This is a genomic window from Rhizobium leguminosarum bv. viciae USDA 2370, from assembly GCF_002008365.1.
GTDB lineage: Bacteria > Pseudomonadota > Alphaproteobacteria > Rhizobiales > Rhizobiaceae > Rhizobium > Rhizobium leguminosarum.
Map to the genome: position 1 here is coordinate 728,775 of NZ_MRDL01000036.1, position 20,375 is coordinate 749,149.

Annotated in this window: 20 protein-coding genes, 1 tRNA gene and 1 pseudogene; 12 read left to right on the forward strand and 10 right to left on the reverse strand. The window is 61.6% G+C overall.

Annotation, left to right across the window (positions count from 1 at the left end; genetic code table 11):
- Positions 1-68: 68 nt before the first annotated feature.
- Positions 69-1,151 (forward strand): acyltransferase family protein, encoded by a 1,083-nt coding sequence (locus BS629_RS18420; protein WP_018242773.1) that lies wholly within the window; start codon positions 69-71, stop codon positions 1,149-1,151.
- Positions 1,152-1,247: 96 nt separating this feature from the next.
- Here BS629_RS18420 and BS629_RS18425 read toward each other — a convergent pair whose 3' ends face one another.
- The gene (locus tag BS629_RS18425) at positions 1,248-2,294 is read right to left on the reverse strand and encodes an NAD(P)-dependent alcohol dehydrogenase (RefSeq protein WP_018242772.1); all 1,047 of its coding nucleotides are present in this window, start codon (positions 2,292-2,294) and stop codon (positions 1,248-1,250) included.
- Between the two features lie 205 nt (positions 2,295-2,499).
- Between BS629_RS18425 and BS629_RS18430 the strand changes: the two genes are divergently transcribed.
- A complete protein-coding gene (locus BS629_RS18430; protein WP_018242771.1) occupies positions 2,500-3,408 on the forward strand; it encodes an AraC family transcriptional regulator in 909 nt (302 codons plus the stop codon).
- Positions 3,409-3,545: 137 nt separating this feature from the next.
- Here BS629_RS18430 and BS629_RS18435 read toward each other — a convergent pair whose 3' ends face one another.
- Positions 3,546-3,992: a hypothetical protein gene (locus tag BS629_RS18435; protein ID WP_018242770.1), complete on the reverse strand. Its 447-nt coding sequence runs from the start codon at positions 3,990-3,992 to the stop codon at positions 3,546-3,548.
- Between the two features lie 174 nt (positions 3,993-4,166).
- On the opposite strand from BS629_RS18435, the gene BS629_RS18440 reads away from it, so the two are divergent.
- On the forward strand, positions 4,167-4,832 hold the full coding sequence (locus tag BS629_RS18440) for a TetR/AcrR family transcriptional regulator (protein WP_018242769.1): 666 nt from the start codon (positions 4,167-4,169) through the stop codon (positions 4,830-4,832).
- Positions 4,833-4,881: 49 nt separating this feature from the next.
- On the forward strand, positions 4,882-5,901 hold the full coding sequence (ilvC, locus tag BS629_RS18445) for a ketol-acid reductoisomerase (protein ID WP_026188461.1): 1,020 nt from the start codon (positions 4,882-4,884) through the stop codon (positions 5,899-5,901).
- Positions 5,902-5,949: 48 nt separating this feature from the next.
- On the opposite strand, the gene BS629_RS18450 is transcribed toward ilvC, so the two are convergent.
- The 5 genes and pseudogenes from BS629_RS18450 to BS629_RS18470 all read right to left on the reverse strand — a co-directional run bounded on the left by BS629_RS18450 (position 5,950) and on the right by BS629_RS18470 (position 8,673).
- The gene (locus tag BS629_RS18450; RefSeq protein WP_018242767.1) at positions 5,950-6,537 is read right to left on the reverse strand and encodes a class I SAM-dependent methyltransferase; all 588 of its coding nucleotides are present in this window, start codon (positions 6,535-6,537) and stop codon (positions 5,950-5,952) included.
- A complete protein-coding gene (locus BS629_RS18455) occupies positions 6,527-6,862 on the reverse strand; it encodes a type II toxin-antitoxin system RelE/ParE family toxin (protein WP_018242766.1) in 336 nt (111 codons plus the stop codon). Before BS629_RS18455 ends, BS629_RS18450 begins: the two co-directional genes overlap by 11 nt.
- Entirely contained in the window at positions 6,846-7,097 is a 252-nt protein-coding gene (locus tag BS629_RS18460) for a ribbon-helix-helix domain-containing protein (RefSeq protein ID WP_018242765.1), read from the reverse strand. Before BS629_RS18460 ends, BS629_RS18455 begins: the two co-directional genes overlap by 17 nt.
- 122 nt (positions 7,098-7,219) lie before the next feature.
- A pseudogene (locus tag BS629_RS39795) lies at positions 7,220-7,471 on the reverse strand (PIN domain-containing protein); the annotation flags it as partial.
- A gap of 101 nt (positions 7,472-7,572) precedes the next feature.
- Positions 7,573-8,673, reverse strand: coding sequence for a branched-chain amino acid aminotransferase (locus BS629_RS18470; RefSeq protein WP_018517473.1), 1,101 nt, complete (start codon positions 8,671-8,673; stop codon positions 7,573-7,575).
- A 300-nt stretch (positions 8,674-8,973) separates the two neighbouring features.
- On the opposite strand from BS629_RS18470, the gene BS629_RS18475 reads away from it, so the two are divergent.
- The gene (locus BS629_RS18475; RefSeq protein ID WP_018242760.1) at positions 8,974-10,194 is read left to right on the forward strand and encodes an aminotransferase-like domain-containing protein; all 1,221 of its coding nucleotides are present in this window, start codon (positions 8,974-8,976) and stop codon (positions 10,192-10,194) included.
- Between the two features lie 27 nt (positions 10,195-10,221).
- On the opposite strand, the gene BS629_RS18480 is transcribed toward BS629_RS18475, so the two are convergent.
- Positions 10,222-11,265, reverse strand: coding sequence for a DUF2278 family protein (locus BS629_RS18480; protein WP_018242759.1), 1,044 nt, complete (start codon positions 11,263-11,265; stop codon positions 10,222-10,224).
- A 101-nt stretch (positions 11,266-11,366) separates the two neighbouring features.
- The gene (locus BS629_RS18485) at positions 11,367-12,425 is read right to left on the reverse strand and encodes an aldo/keto reductase (protein WP_018242758.1); all 1,059 of its coding nucleotides are present in this window, start codon (positions 12,423-12,425) and stop codon (positions 11,367-11,369) included.
- A gap of 301 nt (positions 12,426-12,726) precedes the next feature.
- Here BS629_RS18485 and BS629_RS18490 point away from each other — a divergent pair, with 301 nt between their 5' ends.
- The 3 genes from BS629_RS18490 to BS629_RS18500 are packed head-to-tail and all read left to right on the forward strand — an operon-like array spanning position 12,727 to position 16,443.
- On the forward strand, positions 12,727-13,704 hold the full coding sequence (locus tag BS629_RS18490; RefSeq protein WP_018242757.1) for an ABC transporter substrate-binding protein: 978 nt from the start codon (positions 12,727-12,729) through the stop codon (positions 13,702-13,704).
- Between the two features lie 7 nt (positions 13,705-13,711).
- Positions 13,712-15,406, forward strand: a complete 1,695-nt coding sequence (locus tag BS629_RS18495) for an ABC transporter permease (RefSeq protein WP_018242756.1) — start codon at positions 13,712-13,714, stop codon at positions 15,404-15,406.
- Positions 15,394-16,443, forward strand: coding sequence for an ABC transporter ATP-binding protein (locus tag BS629_RS18500; protein ID WP_018242755.1), 1,050 nt, complete (start codon positions 15,394-15,396; stop codon positions 16,441-16,443). Before BS629_RS18495 ends, BS629_RS18500 begins: the two co-directional genes overlap by 13 nt.
- A 25-nt stretch (positions 16,444-16,468) precedes the next feature.
- Here the strand turns inward: BS629_RS18500 and BS629_RS18505 are convergent, their stop codons facing one another.
- Positions 16,469-16,831, reverse strand: coding sequence for a DUF4189 domain-containing protein (locus BS629_RS18505; RefSeq protein ID WP_018242754.1), 363 nt, complete (start codon positions 16,829-16,831; stop codon positions 16,469-16,471).
- A gap of 198 nt (positions 16,832-17,029) precedes the next feature.
- Between BS629_RS18505 and BS629_RS18510 the strand changes: the two genes are divergently transcribed.
- From BS629_RS18510 to BS629_RS18525, 4 genes are all read left to right on the forward strand, one after another.
- Positions 17,030-18,139: an endonuclease/exonuclease/phosphatase family protein gene (locus BS629_RS18510; protein ID WP_018242753.1), complete on the forward strand. Its 1,110-nt coding sequence runs from the start codon at positions 17,030-17,032 to the stop codon at positions 18,137-18,139.
- Complete coding sequence (locus BS629_RS18515) at positions 18,136-18,909, forward strand: NUDIX hydrolase (protein WP_018242752.1); 774 nt, start codon at positions 18,136-18,138, stop codon at positions 18,907-18,909. The genes BS629_RS18510 and BS629_RS18515 overlap by 4 nt, the downstream gene beginning before the upstream one ends.
- Positions 18,910-19,074: 165 nt before the next feature.
- Complete coding sequence (locus BS629_RS18520) at positions 19,075-19,986, forward strand: PhzF family phenazine biosynthesis protein (protein WP_018242751.1); 912 nt, start codon at positions 19,075-19,077, stop codon at positions 19,984-19,986.
- A gap of 243 nt (positions 19,987-20,229) precedes the next feature.
- Positions 20,230-20,305, forward strand: a tRNA-Lys gene (locus BS629_RS18525).
- The last annotated feature ends 70 nt before the right edge of the window (positions 20,306-20,375 follow it).

Consider the following 20,375-nt stretch of genomic DNA (forward strand, 5'->3'; position numbering starts at 1 on the left):
CCTCGCCAAAGGTCTCTACATCGAATAACCATAGCTCGCTGGCCGGGAAGAGAGCGTGAGATCTTTGCATGACAAGCGACGTATCTGCTGACGGAAAGCATCGTTTCTGGATGCTCGACTTGTTGCGTGGAGCGTCCGCAATACTCGTGCTTATCTATCACTCCAGCAGTGCGTTTCCCGTCGCTTATGCTGCCGTCGATCTTTTCTTCATGTTAAGCGGCTTCGTTTTGGCGGAAAGATACGGCGAGAGCCTGTTGCAGGCGGACGGCTGCCGAAACTTCATTAGCCACCGTATTGCGCGATTGTACCCCGTCTACCTGGTTTGCACATTGCTGGGCGCTGCTTCGGTTTTCCCACTGATTGGTCATCTTGAAAACTGGAGCTTCAGCACTTTTGCCGTTTCCTCCGTCGCCAGCCTGCTCATGCTTCCCGCGCCGTCGGACACTGTTCTCGGCATTCTGCCCTTGAACGGCCCGGCGTGGTCGTTGTTCTTTGAAGTCGTGGCCAACGCAGTCTTTTTATTCACTGCGGCTCGTCTCCGAGTGGCCGTTTCTATTGTCGCGTTATCGGCGCCGGCGTTCGTCGTTGCGCTGTGGTACTTTCGGTACCCGCCGGGCTCTGTTTGGGGTGATATTGTCGGGGGCTTTCCCCGGGTTCTGGCATCTTTCTATGGCGGAGTGCTTCTCAGTTGTCTTTGGCGACGAGGCTTCCGCATCAGGCTTGCAGCCTGGCCTGGCTGGATTTTGGTGGCTGCTCTTGCGGTGCTTTATTCGGGATTCGTCCTCACCGAGAGAAAATACTATCTGCTCCTGACATTTGCCGCTCACCCAATGATCATATGGTTTGGCTTGTGTCTGGCAAGAAATGCACGGTTTGAACGCATCGCCACCTGGATGGGCGAGATATCCTACCCTCTCTATCTCGTGCACGTACCGCTGCTCATTCTTCTCGCAACGTACGGAGTGGGCGATTGTTTTGCTTTGCGCAATTATCTCGGGCTCGGAAACACCTCCTGGGGCGGCGAATGCCATCGAGACGCAATTCCCCTGGTGGCATTCCTTTTACCCCTGTCATCGTTGATGGCGTACCTCATTGCTATCTCGATACAGACCCCTGGTCGAAAATTGTGGCTTCGTTGGAGGCCTATCTAGCCGTCCAGAATTGACGACCTACACTTCGAGACGGCCGTTTGCAGGCAGTCCGCGCCGGATGGACAGGCGGCCCCCGCGGGAGCCGCCCCTCGTTCCTCAAGCCGCCAGCGAGGCGATGTCGATGACGAAGCGGTAGCGGACGTCGCTCTTCAGAACGCGTTCATAGGCTTCGTTGACCTGCTGGATGTTGATCTTCTCGATCTCGGAGACAATGTTGTGCTCGCCGCAGAAGTCGAGCATTTCCTGGGTTTCCTTGATCGAGCCGATCATCGAGCCCGAAATGCTCTTGCGGCCGGGGATGATCGAGAAGGCATGCACGGGGATCGGGTTTTCCGGCGCGCCGACTACCACGAAGGAACCATCCACCTTCAGGAGGCCGAGATAGGCATTCCAGTCGATCTCGGCGCTGACGGTGCAGATGATCAGGTCGAACGTGCCGGCAAGCTTCGTGAAGGTTTCCGGGTCGTTGGTGGCGTAATATTCCTTGGCGCCGAGCTTCAGCCCATCTTCCTTCTTGGAAAGGCTCTGGGAGAGAACGGTGATATCGGCGCCCATGGCGGCGCCGAGCTTGACGCCCATATGGCCGAGGCCGCCCATGCCGACGATCGCGACCTTCTTGCCGGGGCCGGCATTCCAGTGGCGCAGCGGCGAATAGAGCGTGATGCCGGCGCAGAGCAGCGGCGCGGAGGCATCGAGCGGCAGATTGTCCGGAATGGACATGACATAGCCTTCCCTGACGACGATCGAGTCGGAATAGCCGCCCTGGGTGCGTGTCTTGCGGTCGGCTTCGAAGTCATTGTAGGTGCCGGCGAGCCCGGGCATATACTGTTCCCGATCGAGGTCGCGCTCGGCGCAGCCGATGCAGGAATCGACGAAGCAACCGACGCCGACGCGATCGCCGACCTTGAACTTGGTCACATCAGAGCCGACGGCCGAGACGATGCCGGCGATCTCATGGCCCGGCACGATCGGATAGACGGCGTTCTTCCATTCGTTCCGGACAGTGTGGATGTCCGAATGGCAGATGCCGGCAAACTTGATGTCGATAACGACGTCATCGGGGTTCGGATCGCGGCGTTCGAAGGTGAAAGGGGTCAGCGGCTTGGAAGCGTCGGTCGCGGCGTAGCCTCTTGCAATAGGCATGGGAACCATCCTTTTCGATTGTGGGTGGGGGTTGAAAGAGATGGTGGACTATTGCCCGGAACGGCGGCTGAGGGTTAGAGCGATCCTCTCAGCTTTTTGCACGATCCTGCAAAAGTGGGGCGCCAGCCTGTTTGCGAAATGGCGAAGGCACTCTAGATAAGAGCGGTATCGCCGGCGTCAGAGAGTTGACAGAAAGAGTTGCCGCATGACCTTGCCCTTCAGCCCCTATCAGGAAATTGTCGATATCGCGATGCGCTTCGCGACCGGTGACGGCGAGTTCGCGACTGATATCGGCAATCTTCACATCAGCCGTCGGTCCAAGCCCAGCGATCCGCTGCACAGCAGCTATCGGCCCTGTTTTGCCTTTGTCCTGCAGGGGGCCAAGAGCCTACGCCTCGGCGCGGAACTTATCAGCTATGGGACTGGCGACTATCTGCTGACCTCGCTCGATCTGCCGGTCGCCTGGCGCGTCACGGAGGCGAGCCCTGAGGTTCCGCATCTCTGCATGGGGCTGGCAATCGATTCCGAAAAGCTGCTGGAGTTGCTCAGCCGCATCGATATTCCGCGCCCAGCCGCCGATACCGACGGGCAGCGCGGGATGGCGGTGAACGTCGCTCCGCCTGAGCTCCTGGATGCTGCCGTCCGCCTGTTGCGCTTGCTCGATCGTCCAGGCGACATTCCTGCCATGGCGCCGCTGATCGAACAGGAAATCCTCTACCGGGTGCTGACCGGGCCGGATGGCGCGCGGCTGATCAACATCGCCACTGCAGACAGCCACAGCAACAGGGTTGCGCGCGCCGTCGCATGGCTGAAGGAGAATTTTGCCCGGCCACTGCGCATCGAAGACCTTGCCGACCGCGTCAGCATGAGCGTGTCGTCTTTCCATCATCACTTCAAGTCGGTCACGGCGATGACGCCGGTGCAGTATCAGAAGCAGCTTCGACTGCACGAGGCGCGCCGTCTGATGCTCGTGGAGCGCCTCGATGCGGGCACGGCCGGCCACCGCGTCGGTTACCAAAGCCCGTCGCAGTTCAGCCGCGAATACAGCCGCCTCTACGGCGCCTCGCCGGCTCGCGATGTCGACGGCGCTCGCGACATCATGGCGGCGGAGTAGCGCGGCGGGCGTCTGGAAGCCATGTATTGTCGAGATTTGTCGTCCGATCGGTCGAAGCAAAGCGACGATGGCGAGAGCTGCGGTGATGACTGCTGCGACCATCTGGTATTTCATCGGCTTTCCCTCATCGCCAGATTTCAGTTGTTGATCGCGATGATCGCCCAATGGCTCGCCTCGCAGGCGGTGTCGTCGCAGACCGCGCCCATCCAGACGGCGCCGCCGGCCATCATGACGCCGTCGCTGTTGACGAAGAGATCCTCGTATTGCTGGCGTCCGACGGCGCGGCGCGTCTCGGGCGTCACGAGATCGTCGAAATTGTCGATGAAATCCTCAGCGGTCTCGACGTCGTAGGTCTGGCCGTTGGCCTTGACCGTCAGCGGGTATTCGGCAAGGCCGGCGATGGTCTCGGCGTCGCCTGAGCGCATAGCCCGAACAAGTTGGCGCAGCGGCCGGTCGAAGCTTGCGGCATCGCCGTGTAGTTCCTCGATGCGGTTATAGACGTCGCTGTCGGACTGCGCGAGAGCGCTTGAGCCGCCAAGGAGGATTGCTCCGAGCAGGAGAAGAGCTGCAGACAGGCGTGACATCGAAGCCTCCGGGCAAATGGTATAGCGCGATATTATGCGGTCGCCGAGGATTCGCGCCTATCCAATTCTGGTGTTTCATCGCGGTTTCACGTATTAAAAAAATCTATCTGGACTTCTTGACGATCTGATCGGTTTATCGCATAAACCTCGCGAACCGTACCGTACGGTACGTATATGGGAGCCATGACCGTGTCTGTCGATACCGCAGAGCCGAGCGAATTTTCGCCGCGCCAGAACGCCGTTCTGGAGCAGGCGCTGCGATTGCTCGTCGATGGCGGCGAGAAGGCGCTGACGACTTCGGGCGTCGCGCGCGCAGCCAATTGCTCGAAGGAAAGCCTCTACAAGTGGTTCGGCGATCGCGACGGTCTGCTATCGGCGATGATTGCGTATCAGGCGAGCAAGGTGCGCACCTTCGAGCGCAATGGAGAGCGGCTGACGGCGGCGAGCCTGCACGACCATGTCGTCATTTTCGCGCGTGACCTGCTCGAGGTGCTCGCCGGCGACGTCTCGCTGGCACTGAACCGGTTGGCGATCGGCCAGTCGAACCGTGACGGCTCGAAGCTCGGCAAGCTGCTGCTCGAGCGCGGCCGTCGCCAGATCGACCGGCGCGCCATGGCGCTGATCGATGCCGGGAAGAGGGCAGGGCTCCTGCGTTTTTCCGATGCCGACGAGGCTTATCACACGCTTTACGGCTTGATCGTTTCCGACCTGCATGTGCGCATGCTGCTCGGTGAGCCAGGCCTCAAGGATACCGCGCGCCAGGCGGAGAGGGCGGTCACCGCCTTCCTCAGGCTTTATGGCACGGACAAGGTTCTGGCGGAGATGCCGGTTCTCGGTTGATTCCGCTTTAATGACAGTCAACAAGACAAGCAAAGGGAAGGAACTTCAAATGCGCGTCTATTACGATCGTGATGCCGATCTCAACCTCATCAAGTCCAAGAACGTCGTCATCGTCGGCTACGGCTCCCAGGGTCGCGCGCACGCGCTGAACCTCAAGGACAGCGGCCATGCAAACGTGGTCATCGCTCTCAAGGCCGGCTCGCCGACCATCAAGAAGGCAGAGGCCGACGGCTTCAAGGTCATGACCGTTGCCGACGCTGCCAAATGGGGTGACCTCCTGATGATGGCTACGCCTGACGAACTTCAGGCCGACATCTACAAGGCCGACATCGCCGGCAACATCCGCGACGGCGCTGCGATCGCTTTTGCACACGGCCTCAACGTTCATTTCGGCCTCATCGAGCCGAAGGCATCGCTCGACGTCGTCATGATCGCGCCGAAGGGTCCGGGCCATACGGTTCGCGGCGAATACCAGAAGGGCGGCGGCGTTCCCTGCCTCGTTGCCGTTCACCAGAACGCGTCCGGCAATGCGCTTGAACTGGCGCTCTCCTACGCCTGCGGCGTCGGCGGCGGTCGCTCGGGCATCATCGAAACCAACTTCCGCGAAGAATGCGAAACCGACCTCTTCGGCGAACAGGTCGTTCTCTGCGGCGGTCTGGTCGAGCTCATCCGCGCTGGCTTCGAAACGCTGGTTGAAGCCGGCTACGCGCCTGAAATGGCCTATTTCGAATGCCTGCACGAGGTGAAGCTGATCGTCGACCTGATCTATGAAGGCGGCATCGCCAACATGAACTACTCGATCTCGAACACGGCCGAGTGGGGCGAATACGTCTCCGGCCCGCGCATCATCACCGCCGAGACCAAGGCCGAGATGAAGCGCGTGCTCAAGGACATCCAGACCGGCAAGTTCACTTCCGATTGGATGCAGGAATACCGTGCCGGCGGCTCGCGCTTCAAGGGCATCCGCCGCATGAACGACAGCCACCAGATCGAGGAAGTCGGCGCCAAGCTGCGCGGCATGATGCCCTGGATCGGCAAGAACAAGTTGGTCGACAAGTCGGTCAACTAAGCGGTTTCAAGATTCTGCGGTTGGAGGCCGGGGCGAAAGCTCCGGCCTTTACCGTTCTGCGCTCACGGTCAGCCAGCGGGTCGGCTTGCCGTCATAGCCGCCGCCGTCGCTCTCGCTGATGGCGATGTTCCCCCAGCCGCCGTTCGTCAAAAGCTCCGACAGCCATTCGGCGGAGGGATAGTTGTAATACCGCCCAAAGCTGTCATGGCCTTCCGCATCGCCTGCCTTGAAGGTCGCATGAATGATGCCGCCTGTCCTCAGGGCGCGCCGGATGCGGGCGAAGACATCGGGCAACTCGGGCCTCGGGACGTGGAGAAGGCTTGCCTGCGCCCAGACACCGTCGAAGGCGCTGTCGGCGTCGAGCTCTTGGAACAGCATGACCCTGACCGGTCTGCCGATCAGAACTTCCGCTTGTCTTGCAAGCTTGGCCGAGCCATCCGTCGGCATAACGTCGAAACCCTGCGACAGCATGTAGGCGCTGTCCTGCCCGCCGCCGCAGCCGAGTTCGAGGATTGCCGCACCGGGTGCAAGGCCAGCGAGGAAGGCATCGAGCCGCTGCTTTGGCAGGCTGCGCGCCCGGTTGACATACGTCTCGGCATTTTCCTCGTAGAAGGCGGAGGTGCAGTCAGGAGGCATGCTGTTCGGCCGATCGCGGGCGTCGGTTGGATTGAAGATGTTTTTCGGGAAGCCGGTCCGCGTCGATGATGTCAATGACGACAATCCCTTCCGATGCCACCCGGTAGAAGGCGACGTGGCGCATGTGGAGGAGCCGGCGAAGGCCAGCGCCGAGTTCGTCGCACTCTTCTCCCATGGAGGGAGCGTGGGAAAGAAGCACGAAAATCCTGTCCCAGTCGAGAAGATAGGCGTCTGCCTGCGCCTCGCCGAAGTTGAGGCAAGCATATTCGTCGATGCCTGATAGCACGGCGTCCGCGGTTCGGGTCAGCCTATAGGTTGTTGTCACGCAGCTTGGCCTTCGTTTCCGACAGGATGTCGGGAATGCGTCGATCGCTCGGGCCGCTTTCCTCAGCCTGCCTCAGGATGTTGCGCAGTTCTTCGTCGTCTAGTTTGTGATGGAGCTGATCCTTCAGAATGAGCTCCGCCAGGAATGCGCCGGCACTGCTGTATCTGCCGCTTGCGACACGATTTTCGACGTATTCCGCCAGATGATCCGGAAGCGAGATCGTCATTTTCGCCATTGGATTCGTGCCGCCCGCACATGCCGGTTTTCAGCCATTTCAGATGCCAGATTACCATTTTCCATTTTGTGATAGAAGCGTTGTGCTGCGCCGTCGAGGGCTTGGGTCACATGAGGATAAGTCTTTTTATCGATAGGGATGGCGCGTTCGAGATCCTTGAAATGGGCGTCGCACGTCAGGATATCGGCATCATGGCGTTCCGCGGTCGCATAAATGATCGCATCGACAGTGGCGAATTTATGAGTTGCCGATATTTCGGCAGCGCGGCGGGCAAGTGTCGTGTCGAGCGAAACAACCATGCATGTCGCGGTATAGGCGATGAAGCTGTCGACGGCTTCTTCGTCCTTTTCGCGTGCCAGCCATTTGGAAAGCTCGCGCGGAATATATCGCCAGCCCGACGACTTTGCGGGCGAGGCGGAGAGCGGCGCCCACCATGTGGGTGTTGACGCCGCCGTTCGCGTGGAACGTCTGGAGTTCAGGTCGGGATGAGGCGGGTCCAGCCGTGCTCATCGTTCGTTACGCCCTTCTGCAGACTGACGAGCTGCTGGCGCAGTTCGCTGGTCAACTTGCCGGTCTGTCCGTCTCCGACCAGAAACTCGCCGCCGGCATGTCGAACCAGGCCGATGCCCGCCAGGACTGCGGCAGTGCCGCAAGCGAAGGCTTCGACGAGCCTGCCACTGGCAGCGTCTTCTTGCCATTCCGCGAACGAGTAGGGGCGCTGCTCGACGCGCAAGCCCCTTTCTTCGGCGAGCACGATCACGGAGGCCCGGGTGATGCCCGGCAGGATCGTGCCGCCAAGGGGCGGGGTCACCACTGATCCATCGTTCATCACGAAGAAGACATTCATGCCGCCGAGTTCTTCGACCCAGCGATGCTCTGCGGCGTCCAGGAAGACGACCTGATCGCAACCCTTCTTCGACGCCTCGGCTTGCGCCACGAGGCTGGCTGCGTAGTTTCCGCCGCATTTTGCAGCGCCAGTGCCGCCGCTGGCTGCACGGGTGTATTCGGTCTCGACCCAAAGGGAGACGGCCTTCGCGCCACCCTTGAAGTAGGCGCCGACCGGAGAGGCGATGATGCAGAAGACATATTCCAGAGCCGGACGAACGCCGAGAAACGCCTCATTGGCGAACATGAAGGGGCGAAGGTACAGGCTGGCGTCGCCGGACGGAATCCAGGCCTTGTCAACGCGGACCAGTTCTTCGACCGCTTTCAGGAAGAGTTCTTCGGGCACAGGAGGCATCGCCATGCGGGTCGCCGACTGCGCGAAGCGGCGTGCGTTCTCTTCAGGCCGAAAGAGCAGGATCCGGCCATCGTCTGACTTGTAAGCTTTCATGCCCTCGAAGATTTCCTGAGCGTAGTGCAGCACGGCGCTCGCAGGATCGAGCTCCAGGGGCCGCCTGGGCGTAACCTTAGCATCGTGCCAGCCCTTGTCGGCAGTCCATCGTGCCAGGACCATATGATCCGTGAAGACCTTGCCGAAGCCGGGCGTCTCCATTGCCTGGATGCGATCGGCTTCCGAGACGGGAGACTTGTGGAGTTCGATTTTGATTTCAGGAGAGGCCGACGTCACGGTCATTGCTGGCACCTTGATAGTAAATTGAATAGTGGCGGCGACACTACTGCCGCCGAGCTGGTCTTGGAAAGGTCTGAATCAGCCGGTTTCGGCTTTGATCAGAGGAATAATCACTTGATGCGGCTGACGTCGAGCAGCAAATTCGGGATCGAGCGCCGTCGCAAAGACGTTCGCCAATCTCGCACCAAAGCTTTGGAATATAAGATTTCCAACTTGTCACCATAACAAGAAAATAGGTCAGCATTATTGACATAATTTCCACCGCATGGTTTGTCGACGGTATAGAAAATACGAGGAAACCCCATGCTGAACTGGGACACCATGTTTGCGTCGCGCTCGTCGCGCATGCGCGCATCCGAAATCCGTGAACTCCTGAAGCTTCTCGACCGGCCCGACATCATCTCCTTTGCCGGCGGCATTCCGGATCCGGCGCTCTTTCCGGATCGGGAGTTCAAGCAGGCCTATGCCGATATCTTCGACGGCGCCGCCGTCAATTCGGCGCTGCAATATTCGGTCAGCGAAGGCTACAAGCCGCTGCGCGAATGGCTGGTCGGGCAGATGGCTGCTCTCGGCATTCCTTGCGAACTCGACAATGTCTTCATCGTCTCCGGTTCGCAGCAGGGCCTGGATTATCTCGGCAAGCTCTTCCTGTCACCAAACGACACCGCGCTCGTGACATGGCCGACCTATCTCGGCGCGCTGCAGGCCTTTAACGCCTATGAACCGGCCTACGACCAACTGACGCCGAACGGCAACCGGACGCCCGAGTCCTACCGCGCGGCCGCTTCCGCTGCCGGCGGCAAAGTGAAGTTCGCCTATCTCTCCGCCGACTTCTCCAATCCGACCGGCGAAACCGTCGATCTTGATGGCCGCAAGAAGGTCCTGGCGCTGGCGGAAGATCTCGACATCGCCGTCATCGAGGATGCGGCCTATCAGTCGCTGCGTTACGACGGCGATCCGATCCCGCCGATCCTGGCGCTCGAAATCGCCGAGAAGGGCCATATCAACGATACGCGCACGATCTATTGCGGCAGCTTCTCGAAGACGCTGGCGCCCGGCCTTCGCGTCGGCTTCATCGTCGCCAATGCGCCCGTCATCCGCAAGCTGGTGCTGATGAAGCAGGCGGCCGACCTGCATTCTTCGACGATCAACCAGATGGCGATATCAGATGTCGCCGAGCGCGGCTTCGATGCGCAGGTCGCCAAGATCAAAACCGCCTACAGCCAACGCCGCGACTGCATGCTGGCCGCACTCGAAAAATACATGCCTGAAGGCATCAGTTGGACGAAGCCGGAAGGCGGCATGTTCATCTGGATTACGCTGCCGGAGGGCATGGACGGCGCCAAGCTGCTGGCGAAATCACTCGAAACCGCCAAGGTCGCCTTCGTGCCCGGCAAGGCTTTCTTCGCCGATGGTTCCGGCGCCAACACCTTCCGCGTCAGCTTCTCCTGCGCCAACGAGCAGATGATCGAGGACGGCATCGGCCGCTTGGGCGCGCTGATCTCAGCCGAAATCGGCGGCTGATCCAGGCTGTCAAGGGGCGGGCGCCGATCAGAAGATCGTCGTCCAGCCTTCGTTCGCCGTCTCGCTCTTGCCGTAGCCGACCCGGTCCGCTACGGCGCCGTCGGCATTGCGCAAGATGATGTCGCCGCCCCTGTTGGCAAGCTGCGGGCCGCCGGCTGCGGCATCGAGCGCTATGGTGCGCAGCTCGCCCGCGCTCAACGACCCCGATAGCGTCTGGGTCCTGCCGTTTTCGTCCTCCAGCTTCCAGCCGTCGAGCGACGCCTGCATGTCGGAGCGGTTGATGATCGTCACTGTTTCGGCCTCGGTGCCGCCTTCACCGTTCACCGGGTTGATCAGCGCGGCGACGATGCGCAACGACGAGGCTACGATCGGCTGCGGCCGGCGTGTGCCTTCGCCGCGGCCCTGGCCGCCGCGACTGTCGGAAACCGGATGGCCGGTCGCCGCATCGGTGTTCCAGTTCTGCGACTGGAAGCAGAGGAAGATCGCCGCCCATTCGTCGGTATCGTTGAAATGGACGAGCAGGGCGCCGTCCTGGTTCGGCCCGTTGGTGGCCTTGAAGCTGCCGCCGTCGCCCTGGTTCATGTGAATGTCGTGGATGCCGTTGCCCGGCTCGAAACGGAAATATTGGTCCGGCTTGTTGTTCTCAGGACCCCAGGCTTCGCCGAAGGCGTAGAAATGCACGTCGGAATCGGCAATGCCTTCCTGGACGATCGGCTCGATGAAGTCACGCAGGTCGTTCTTCGGCCCGGAGAGCTGGAAGGGCGCGACATTCATGTCCTCGCGCTCGATCAACCCGCCGCGGACATAATCGATGGCAAGCTCCGGACGGTCGTTGCGGATGTCGGTCAGGCCCATCGGCAGCGCCTCGAGTGCCTCCGTCAGCGACGAATGCTTGAAGTCGACGATATTGGCGTAGAGCAGGTCGTGCGGCGATTCCTTGGAGCGGACGTTGAGCGCGATACGGTAGCTGATGCCGTTCGCCTCAATGCGGATTTCGATATGGGGATCGTTGTCGTCGTCGAGGGCAAGGGCGCTCGCCGTACCCTTCAGGACCTTGTAATTCTTCAGCATGGAGAACCTCGCAGCGGGTGGCGGGGTTTTACGATAACACGGCGAAAGTGCATCCTTTGTGACGTCTGTCTTTCGCCGTGCAATGCTTGATCCATGATCGGCTATTGCTGGAGATGCGGACCGAAAAGCTCGAGATCGGCTTCACCAAGCCGGTCGCTAACCGTGTTCAGCTGGTGCCAATAGGGATAGATCACTGGCGGCAGGCTGACCGCGTCGAGGCGCTTGCGCTCCTCGTCCGTGAGTTTCAGCTCGGCGGCGGCGATGTTGTCACGGAACTGGGCTTCCGTGCGGCCGCCGATGATGACCGAGGTGACCGCCTTGCGGCCGATCAGCCAGGCGAGCGCCACCTGTGCGGCCGAGACACCGCGCTCTTCGCCGATCGCGACCAGTGTCTCGACGATGTTCCAGAGGCGGTTCTCATCACGGATCGGCGGTTCGGTCCAACCGGCGAACTGGCGCGTGCCTTCTGGCGCTGCCTGGTTGCGGCGATGCTTGCCGGACAGCAGACCGCCGGCGAGCGGGCTCCAGACCAGTACGCCGAGGCCCTGGTCGATCGAGATCGGCAACAGCTCGTATTCGGCGTCGCGCGCTTCCAGCGTATAATGGATCTGCTGGCTGACGAAGCGTTGGTACCTGTGATCTTTGGCGATGCCGAGCGCTTTCATGATGTGCCAGCCGGAATAATTTGAGCAGCCGACGTAACGCACCTTGCCCTGCCTGATCAGGGTGTCGAGCGCTTCCATCGTCTCTTCCAGCGGCGTCTGGCCGTCCCATTCATGCACCTGGTAAAGGTCGATGACATCGGTCTTCAGACGCTTGAGGCTCGCCTCGCATTCGCGGATCAGGTGGTAGCGCGACAGGCCCTGGTCGTTCGGGCCGTCGCCCATGCCGAAGCGGGCTTTGGTGGCGAGCAGCACGCCCTGCGGCCGCTTGCCGGAGAGCACATCGCCGATGATGTTTTCGCATTCACCCGCTGAATAGGCATTGGCGGTGTCGATGAGGTTGATGCCGGCATCGATGCATATATCGATCATCTTGCGGGCCTCGGAGACGCCGAGGTCGCCGACGGTCTTCGCCCAGCCGACGCCTCCGAAGGTCATCGTGCCCATGGTCAAAGTCGAAATCTTCAGGCCGGAACGGCCGAGTAGACGATATTCCATTGAAATTCCTCCTTCATCGAAACGTGAGTGACGTAGCGCAAAGCCCGGCAATGGCAAATCGCCGGGTGTTCACGCCTGTGTGAGATCGCTTGCGCGCGAGGATACCAGATGATCGCCTCTTTCACAGGGTTGAAGACAACGCCGGCGAGATTGCGGGAAAGGCGATCGCCCCGATTGCGGGCACAGCCGGTGGACATCAACGAGGGTTGTGAAACCGGGGCCCGGTGGGCTGCGGCGCGCTGTCACATCTCTGTCAACGACCCCTAATAAGGGAGGGGTATCGAAATCGAGGATCCTTCCCATGAAAACGATCGTTTCCGCCGCAGCACTTGTCGCTGCGAGCCTCTTTGCCATTCCGGCTTCGGCCGCAAACCTCGTTCTCTATACTAGCCAGCCGAACGAGGACGCGCAGGCGACGGTCGACGGCTTCATGGCCGCCAATCCCGATATCAAGGTCGACTGGGTGCGCGACGGCACGCCGAAGATCATGGCGAAGCTCCAGGCCGAGATCCAGGCCGGCAACCCGGTGGCCGACGTCCTCCTCATCGCCGACGTGGTGACGCTGGAGCGCCTGAAGGAAGACGGCAAGCTCCTGGCCTACAAGTCGCCAGAAGCTGCCCAATACGACGCCGCCCTTTATGACACCGACGGCTATTACTACTCGACCAAGCTGATCACCACCGGCATCATGTATAACACCTCGGCCGCGATGAAGCCTGCGAGCTGGAAGGACCTGACGAAGCCGGAAGCCAAGGGCCTCGTCACCATGCCGAGCCCGCTTGCCTCGGGTGCGGCCCTGATCCACGCTCAGACGCTTGCCGCCGTTCCCGGCCTCGGTTGGGACTTCTACAAGTCGCTTGCCGAAAACGGTGCGATCGCGGCCGGCGGCAACGGCGCCGTGCTGAAGTCCGTCGCCTCGGGCGAAAAGGCCTACGGTATGGTCGTCGACTACCTGCCGATCCGCGAGAAGGCCAAGGGCGCGCCGGTCGAATTCGTGTTCCCGAGCGAAGGCGTTTCGGCCGTCACCGAGCCGGTCGGTATCCTTGCCAGCACGAAGAACGCCGATGCCGCAAAGAAATTCGTCGATTACGTGCTCTCCGAAAAGGGCCAGGAAGGCTTCCTGAAGCTCGGCTACATCCCGGCCCGCAACGGCATGAAGCTGCCGGAAGGCTTCCCCGCGCGCGACACCATCAAGGTCCTGCCGATCAAGGCCGCAGACGCTCTGAAGAATACCGATCAGGATCTCAAGACCTTCTCGGGCATCTACGGCTCGAACTGATCCTTTCATGCACGGATATATCAAAACCGGAAACAGCCAGCCCGCCTGGCTGTTTCCTTTTGTCGTCATCGTCGTCCTGATCCTCAGCGTGCTGCCGCTCGCCCGCCTCGCCATGGTCGGGATAGCGGCCTTTGCCGATGGCGGCGTGATGGCGGTTCTCGGCGACGCCTCGCTGTGGTCGGCGACCTATTACACGGTCGTCACCGCCATTCTGGGCACAATCATATCGCTCATCATCGGCTGCCTCTTTGCCTTCCTGCTGACGCTGACCGATATCCGCGCCAAGGAGCTGCTCAGTTTCTGCTTCGTGCTGCCGATGATGATCCCGCCGCAAGTAACGGCGCTTGCCTGGGTGCTGATGTCCGGCCCATCCAGCCCGCTGTTGAAGGCGCTGCATATCGCCCCGCCGCTCGGCTCGCCGCAGCCGCTCTATTCGGTGGGTGGCATCGCGCTGCTTTATGGCGTGCAGCATGCGCCGCTGGTCTACCTGGCGCTTCGGGCCGGGCTGATGACGCTGCCCCGCGACGGCGTCGAAGCAGCACGGCTTTCCGGCGCCTCCAGCCTGCGGGTGTTTCGCGACATCATCCTGCCGCTGTCGCTGCCCGGCATCATCGCGGGAGCGGCGATCTCGTTCGTCTCCTGCACCGGCAATTTCGGTATTCCCGCCATTCTCGGCATTCCGGCCTCGATCTTCACGCTTCCGACGTTGATCTTCACCAAGTTTTCCGCCTTCACCAGCCGTACCTTCGGCGACGTCGCCGTGCTCTCGGCGATCATCGCCGTCATCTCGGTCGTCGGGCTGATGATCCAGGACCGGGCGCTGCGCGGCCGTGACTACCGCGTCATCGGGTTATCCGGGGCGAGTGCCGCCTTCGAACTCGGCATCTGGCGGTTTGCCTTCACGCCGCTCGTCTGGGTGATCCTGTTTTTCATGCTGGCCGCGCCGTTCTTCGCGCTCCTTGCCGGTGCGCTGGTGCCGGCCTATGGTGTGCCGCTCACCTTCAAGACGATGTCGCTGCATGCTTTTGAGGAGATCCTGTTCCGGCAGGCGGTGACGCGCACGGCTTTTATCAATTCGCTGTCGCTTGCCGGCGCCACTGCGCTTTGTCTCCTCGTGGTGACGGTGCTTGCGGCCTATGCGCTGACGCGGCGCAAGGATGTGGTTTCCCGTATCGTTTCCAGCCTGATCGAAATACCCTATTCGCTGCCCGGCATCGTCATGGCCGTTTCCTTCATTCTGGTGTTCGCTGCACCCATCCCGATCCTGCACGTCTCGCTTTACGGCACGATCTGGATCATCCTGATCGCCTATTTCTCCTCGTTCTTCGCCGTCAGCCTGAAACCCGTGGTCAGCGCCTTCCACCAGCTCGACCCGGCGCTCGAGGAGGCGGCGCGGCTTTCCGGCGCCGGCTTTTTCCGCCGGCTTGCCGATATCATCGTGCCGCTGATTGCGCCGGCCGCCGGCGCCTCGGTCATCCTGGTCTTCCTGATCGCCTGCAACGAGCTGACGATCTCGGCGCTGCTCTGGTCGGCCGGCACCCAGACGCTCGGCGTCGCCATCTACAATCTCGACGACAGCGGCAGTTCCGACCTTGCGTCGGCGCTCTCGGTGCTCGTCGTCCTCATGGTCGTCGTGCTGATGCTGCTGCTTGAGCTTCTGGCCAAACGACTGCCGAAAGGAGTGGTCCCGTGGCGAGGCTGATCCTCAACCAGCTCGGCAAGGATTTTGGCAGCGGGCGGGCCGCCGTCAGCGGCTTTTCGCTCGAGGTGCGCGAGGGCGGCTTCCTCGCGCTGCTCGGGCCTTCCGGCTGCGGCAAGACGACGGTGCTGCGCATGATCGCCGGTTTCGAGACGCCGAGCGATGGCTCGATCCATCTCGGCGAGCGGTTGCTTGCCGATGCCGCGCAGTCGCTGCCACCGGAAAAGCGCAACATGGCGATGGTCTTTCAGTCCTATGCGCTGTGGCCGCATATGAGTGTCGCCGACAATGTCGGCTACCCCCTCAAGGTGCGCGGCATCTCGGGCGAGGTCTACCGGGCGAAGGTGCGCGACGCGCTCGGCACGGTGCGGCTTGCCGATTATGCCGAACGGCGGCCGGCCGATCTCTCCGGCGGTCAACGTCAGCGCGTGGCGCTCGCCCGCTGCCTGGTGACATCGCCCGACGTCGTGCTGCTCGACGAGCCGCTTGCCAATCTCGACCGGCACCTGAAACAGGAGATGGAGGAAACCTTCCGCGAATTCCACCAGCGCTCGGGCGCGACGATGATCTACGTCACCCATGACCAGAGCGAGGCGATGGCGCTTGCGACCGACGTAGCCGTCATGTCGGAGGGTCGGCTGCTGCAAGTGGCCCCGCCCGCTGAAATCTATGCCCGGCCGGAAGGCCGCGTCGTTGGCGGGCTGATCGGGCGAGGCGCGATCGTGACGCTGCCTCGTCCCTTCGGCGATGGCAGGGCGCTCGACTGGCCTGCGCTGGAGCCGATATTTGCTGCTGCTGCCGGGGCAGCCAGTGGCGACAGGGTGGATGTCCTCGTCCGGCCGGAGGATGTCGTCTCCGGCGAGAATATCGCCGCCGGCGAGGGGATCGCGGCGACGGTCGAGTCCGTTCTCTTCGAGGGTGAGCGTTACGCGCTGAAGCTGGTCCTCGCCGATAGTCAGGTGCTGCGGGCCTATACCCGCTTTCCCGTCCGAACGGGTGACAGCCTCCGGCTATCGGTGCGCGCGGCGTGGCGGCTTTGAGGCGCCGCACTCACCAGAATCATTCCTACTCCGAACATTGCCAGCGGATGACGCGGCAGCTGCCGGTTTGTTTTCGGCAGCTGCGGATTGCCTGACGCTGGGCCTCACGGTTGTCGTAACCCCAGCCGGAGCCCCAGCCGCCGCGATGGCCGACGGCCACCGCGCCGCAGGCATTGCGGAACCAGATGGCGATCCGGCAGTCATTGGCGCTGCTGTCGCAATTGCGCCGGGCAACGATTTCGGCGTCGCCGCGATTGTCATGGGCATAGGACCAGCCGAGAGCGCCTGTTGATGGCGAATAGGCGATGGCACCGTAGCTGTCGGCAAGTGCCGGGCCGGCGCCGGCGAGGACGGTCAGAATCGCCAGCGATGCAGAAATCCGTTTCATGAAATGCCTCCCGCCGGAACTGGTGAATGTCGTCCGGGACGAATTATTCGGGGCTTGCGGGAGAATGTCAGCGGCCTAAGTCACAGGCAATCGCGTCCGGGGCTGCAAGAGGGGTGGTTGTCCGCATATTTCTTGGCCTCGCCATCTTTTCCTGCGGCTTCTGCTGGTTAAGGTACTCCCCGCAACCGGATCCTTCCCATGTCGCTTCGCCTCGCCACCTTCAATGTCGAAAATCTCCTGACCCGTTTCGATTTCACCGGCTTTCGCAACCAGCTGCGCCAGGACCGCGTCATCAAGCTTTTCCAGGTGTCGAGCGAGGGCGTCTATCAGCAGCTCGAGCAGGCCCGCGTGATCGCGGCGACCGACGACACGCGGCAGATGACGGCGCTTGCGATTGCCGACGCGGATGCCGATATCCTCTGCCTGCAGGAAATCGACAACATGGCCGCCCTTCAGGCTTTCGAATACGGCTATCTCTTCCGGATGGTCGGAAATGGTTACCGGCAGAAATACCTTGTCGAAGGCAATGACAGCCGTGGCATCGATGTTGCCGTCCTGATGCGCGAGGAAACGCGCGACGGCCAGAAGATCGAGCTCAGGGACATCAAAAGCCATGCGATGACGACCTATCGCGATCTCGATCTTTTCGACGAGGAGCTGGCGCTCACCAACCGTATCGACGACAAGATCTTCAAGCGCGATTGCCTGGAGCTCGATCTTCTGATCGGCGGCCGGCCGCTTTCGCTCTACGTCGTGCATTTCAAGTCCATGGGCAATCCGCGCGACGGGCTGGACGGGCGGCAATCGACCATGCCGATCCGCCGCGCCGAGGCGCGCGCCGTTCGCCGCATCATCGAGGACCGCTTCGGGGCGGATCAAGCCGGCACGAAGAGCTTCGCTATCTGTGGCGACATGAACGATTATCAGGAGCGCGTCGATGTCATCGGCCGCCGGGGCGCTGGCTATCGTTTCGAGCATCAAGATGAGGCCGAAAGCGCACTCGACGTTTTCAGCCGCGATGGCTTTGCCGAAAATGTGGTGCGCCGTCGCACCGACCTCGACCGCTGGACGCTCTATCACGCGCGCGGGCCGCAGGAGCAGTGGCTCTGCCAACTCGATTATCTCTGGCTCTCGCCAGCACTCGCCGCCCACAATGTCGGCCGCCTGCCGGAAATCATCCGCAGTGGCCAGCCTTACCGCACCATCTTCCCGCCGGGGCAGGAGGTGGAGCGTTATCCGCGTACCGGCTGGGACAGGCCGAAGGCGTCCGATCACTGCCCCGTCGTCATGACACTGGATCTCCCATGAATGCGAATTTGAACGCGAATTTCACCAACAGCAATTTTTCCGATGATTTCGCCGGCTGGCCGCCGGAGGCCACGGTCTTCCCGATTGCCGGCGTGGATCTGCGCATCCTGCCCGGCCCCCATCCTTTGGTCGCCGCCGAGGAAGCAGCGATCCGCGAGAACTGGGCGCGGGAGACCGCCGCCAATCCGGCGCTGTTCGACGGGCGCATGGTGTTTCAGCAGCGGCTCTCGCTCAGTGAAAACGGGATTGCGGGCGAGGGCCATGTCATTCCCTTTTCCGCCTTCATGTGGTGGCGCCGACAGCCGCAGCGTCAGGGCGGCGTTCACATCTTCGCCTATCCGGTGCTCGAAACCTCGGACGGCGCGCTGGTGGCGATCCGTATGGGCGCCCATACCGCCAATCCCGGCCAGGTCTATTTCGCCGCCGGCTCGCTGGAGCCGGAGGATATCGTCGACGGGCGTTGCGACATCGAGGCGAACATGCGCCGCGAGGTCTATGAAGAAACCGGATTGGATCTTGGCCGTTCGGTGGCGGGGCAAGGGCTCTTTGCCAGTCATTCCAACCGAACGGTGACGGTGTTGCGGCTCTTCCGTTTCGATATGACGGCGGACGAGATGGTCGAACGGATCGAAAGCCACATGCTCGTCGCCGAGGATAAGGAGATCGCGGGTGCAGCGGCGATCCGCTCGGCCGATCACTCGGCGCACCCCTATAATATCGCCATGCTGCCCGTGATCGACTGGTATTTCGGCAAGGTCGAGCGGAGTTGATCTATGCCGCCTAAAGCCGTGTAGCGTTTTGGGATAACGACATGCATCACGTAAAGATCGAAAGCGCGACATGTGAATCCGGTTGGCGTGACGAGTTTTAGCGCCTTGCACTCGCTCGTCCGGTCGGGCAGGTTGGCGGCGCGATGACGATTCAGGGAGGCCGATGTGGCGCGAAGCTACAGCGTCTATGACGTGTTCACCGATCGAAAGCTTGCGGGCAACCCGCTGGCGGTGATCTTCGACGGAGACGATCTCAGCGACGAGGCAATGCAGGCGATCACCCGGGAGATCAATCTCTCGGAGACGGTCTTCGTGCAGCCTTCAACCAACCCCGCCTATGCGGCGCGTCTGAGGATATTCACGCCTGGGCGCGAGCTGCCGTTTGCCGGCCATCCCACGGTCGGCACGGCGGTGGCGCTGGCCGAACGGGCGCACGGTGCCGCGACGCGCGATCTCGTCACGGTGCTCGAGGAAAATGTCGGGCCGGTGCGTTGCGCGGTGCGGCTGAGGGAGGGCGAGGCGAGCTTTGCCGAATTCGACCTGCCGCGCAAATCGCAGCCCGCCGTCATGCCGCTCGACAAGCTCGGCATCGCCGATGCGCTATCGCTGAAGGTGACCGAGATCGGCTTCGAAAATCACGTCCCGTCGATCTGGAGCGCCGGCGTTCCCTTCCTGCTCATTCCGGTGCACGATGTCGGAGCCACGCAGCGGGTGGAATTCGATCCGCAACTCTGGGAAAAGATCGTGCCCTTCGTCGATGGCGCCCTTGCCTCGGCTTATGTGTACTGCCGCGGCGGCGTCAACCACGTGGCAAAGTTCCATGCGCGCATGTTCGCAAGCGGCATGGGCATCGTCGAAGATCCGGCCACCGGCTCGGCGGCGGCCGCACTCTCCGGCGCGATCCACCATTTCGACCGGCTGACGGACGGGCATCACCCGATCATGATCGAGCAGGGCGTAGAGATGGGCCGGCCGTCCTTCATCCACCTGCATATCGATGTCGACGGCGGAGCGATCTCCAACGCGCGGATCGGCGGCCAGGCTGTGCGGCTGGCCAGCGGCACGCTCGACCTTTGATTTCACCAGACCGCCGCGCGTGCGATAGGCCGCGCGTCCGACAGGACGCGCTAAGGACGTTCTATCACTTTGAATCGGCGCATAATCCTTTCCGAAAATGGATTCGGATTTTCGGGGTTGTGCGCCGCATTTCAGCCATGCCGAAAAATCTTCGCGATTAACCAAAGAAATTTCGCCTATGCGCTGGACAAGCCTGCCGATCCTGTTTATACGCCCCGTCACACCGCGCAGCCAAGCGCGAACGGGTGATTAGCTCAGTTGGTAGAGCAGCTGACTCTTAATCAGCGGGTCGTAGGTTCGAGCCCTACATCACCCACCAAATCTCTTGAAAAGATTGACATATTTGAACACAGGCCGGATTTTCCGGTCTGCGGGAAACTGTCTCGAAG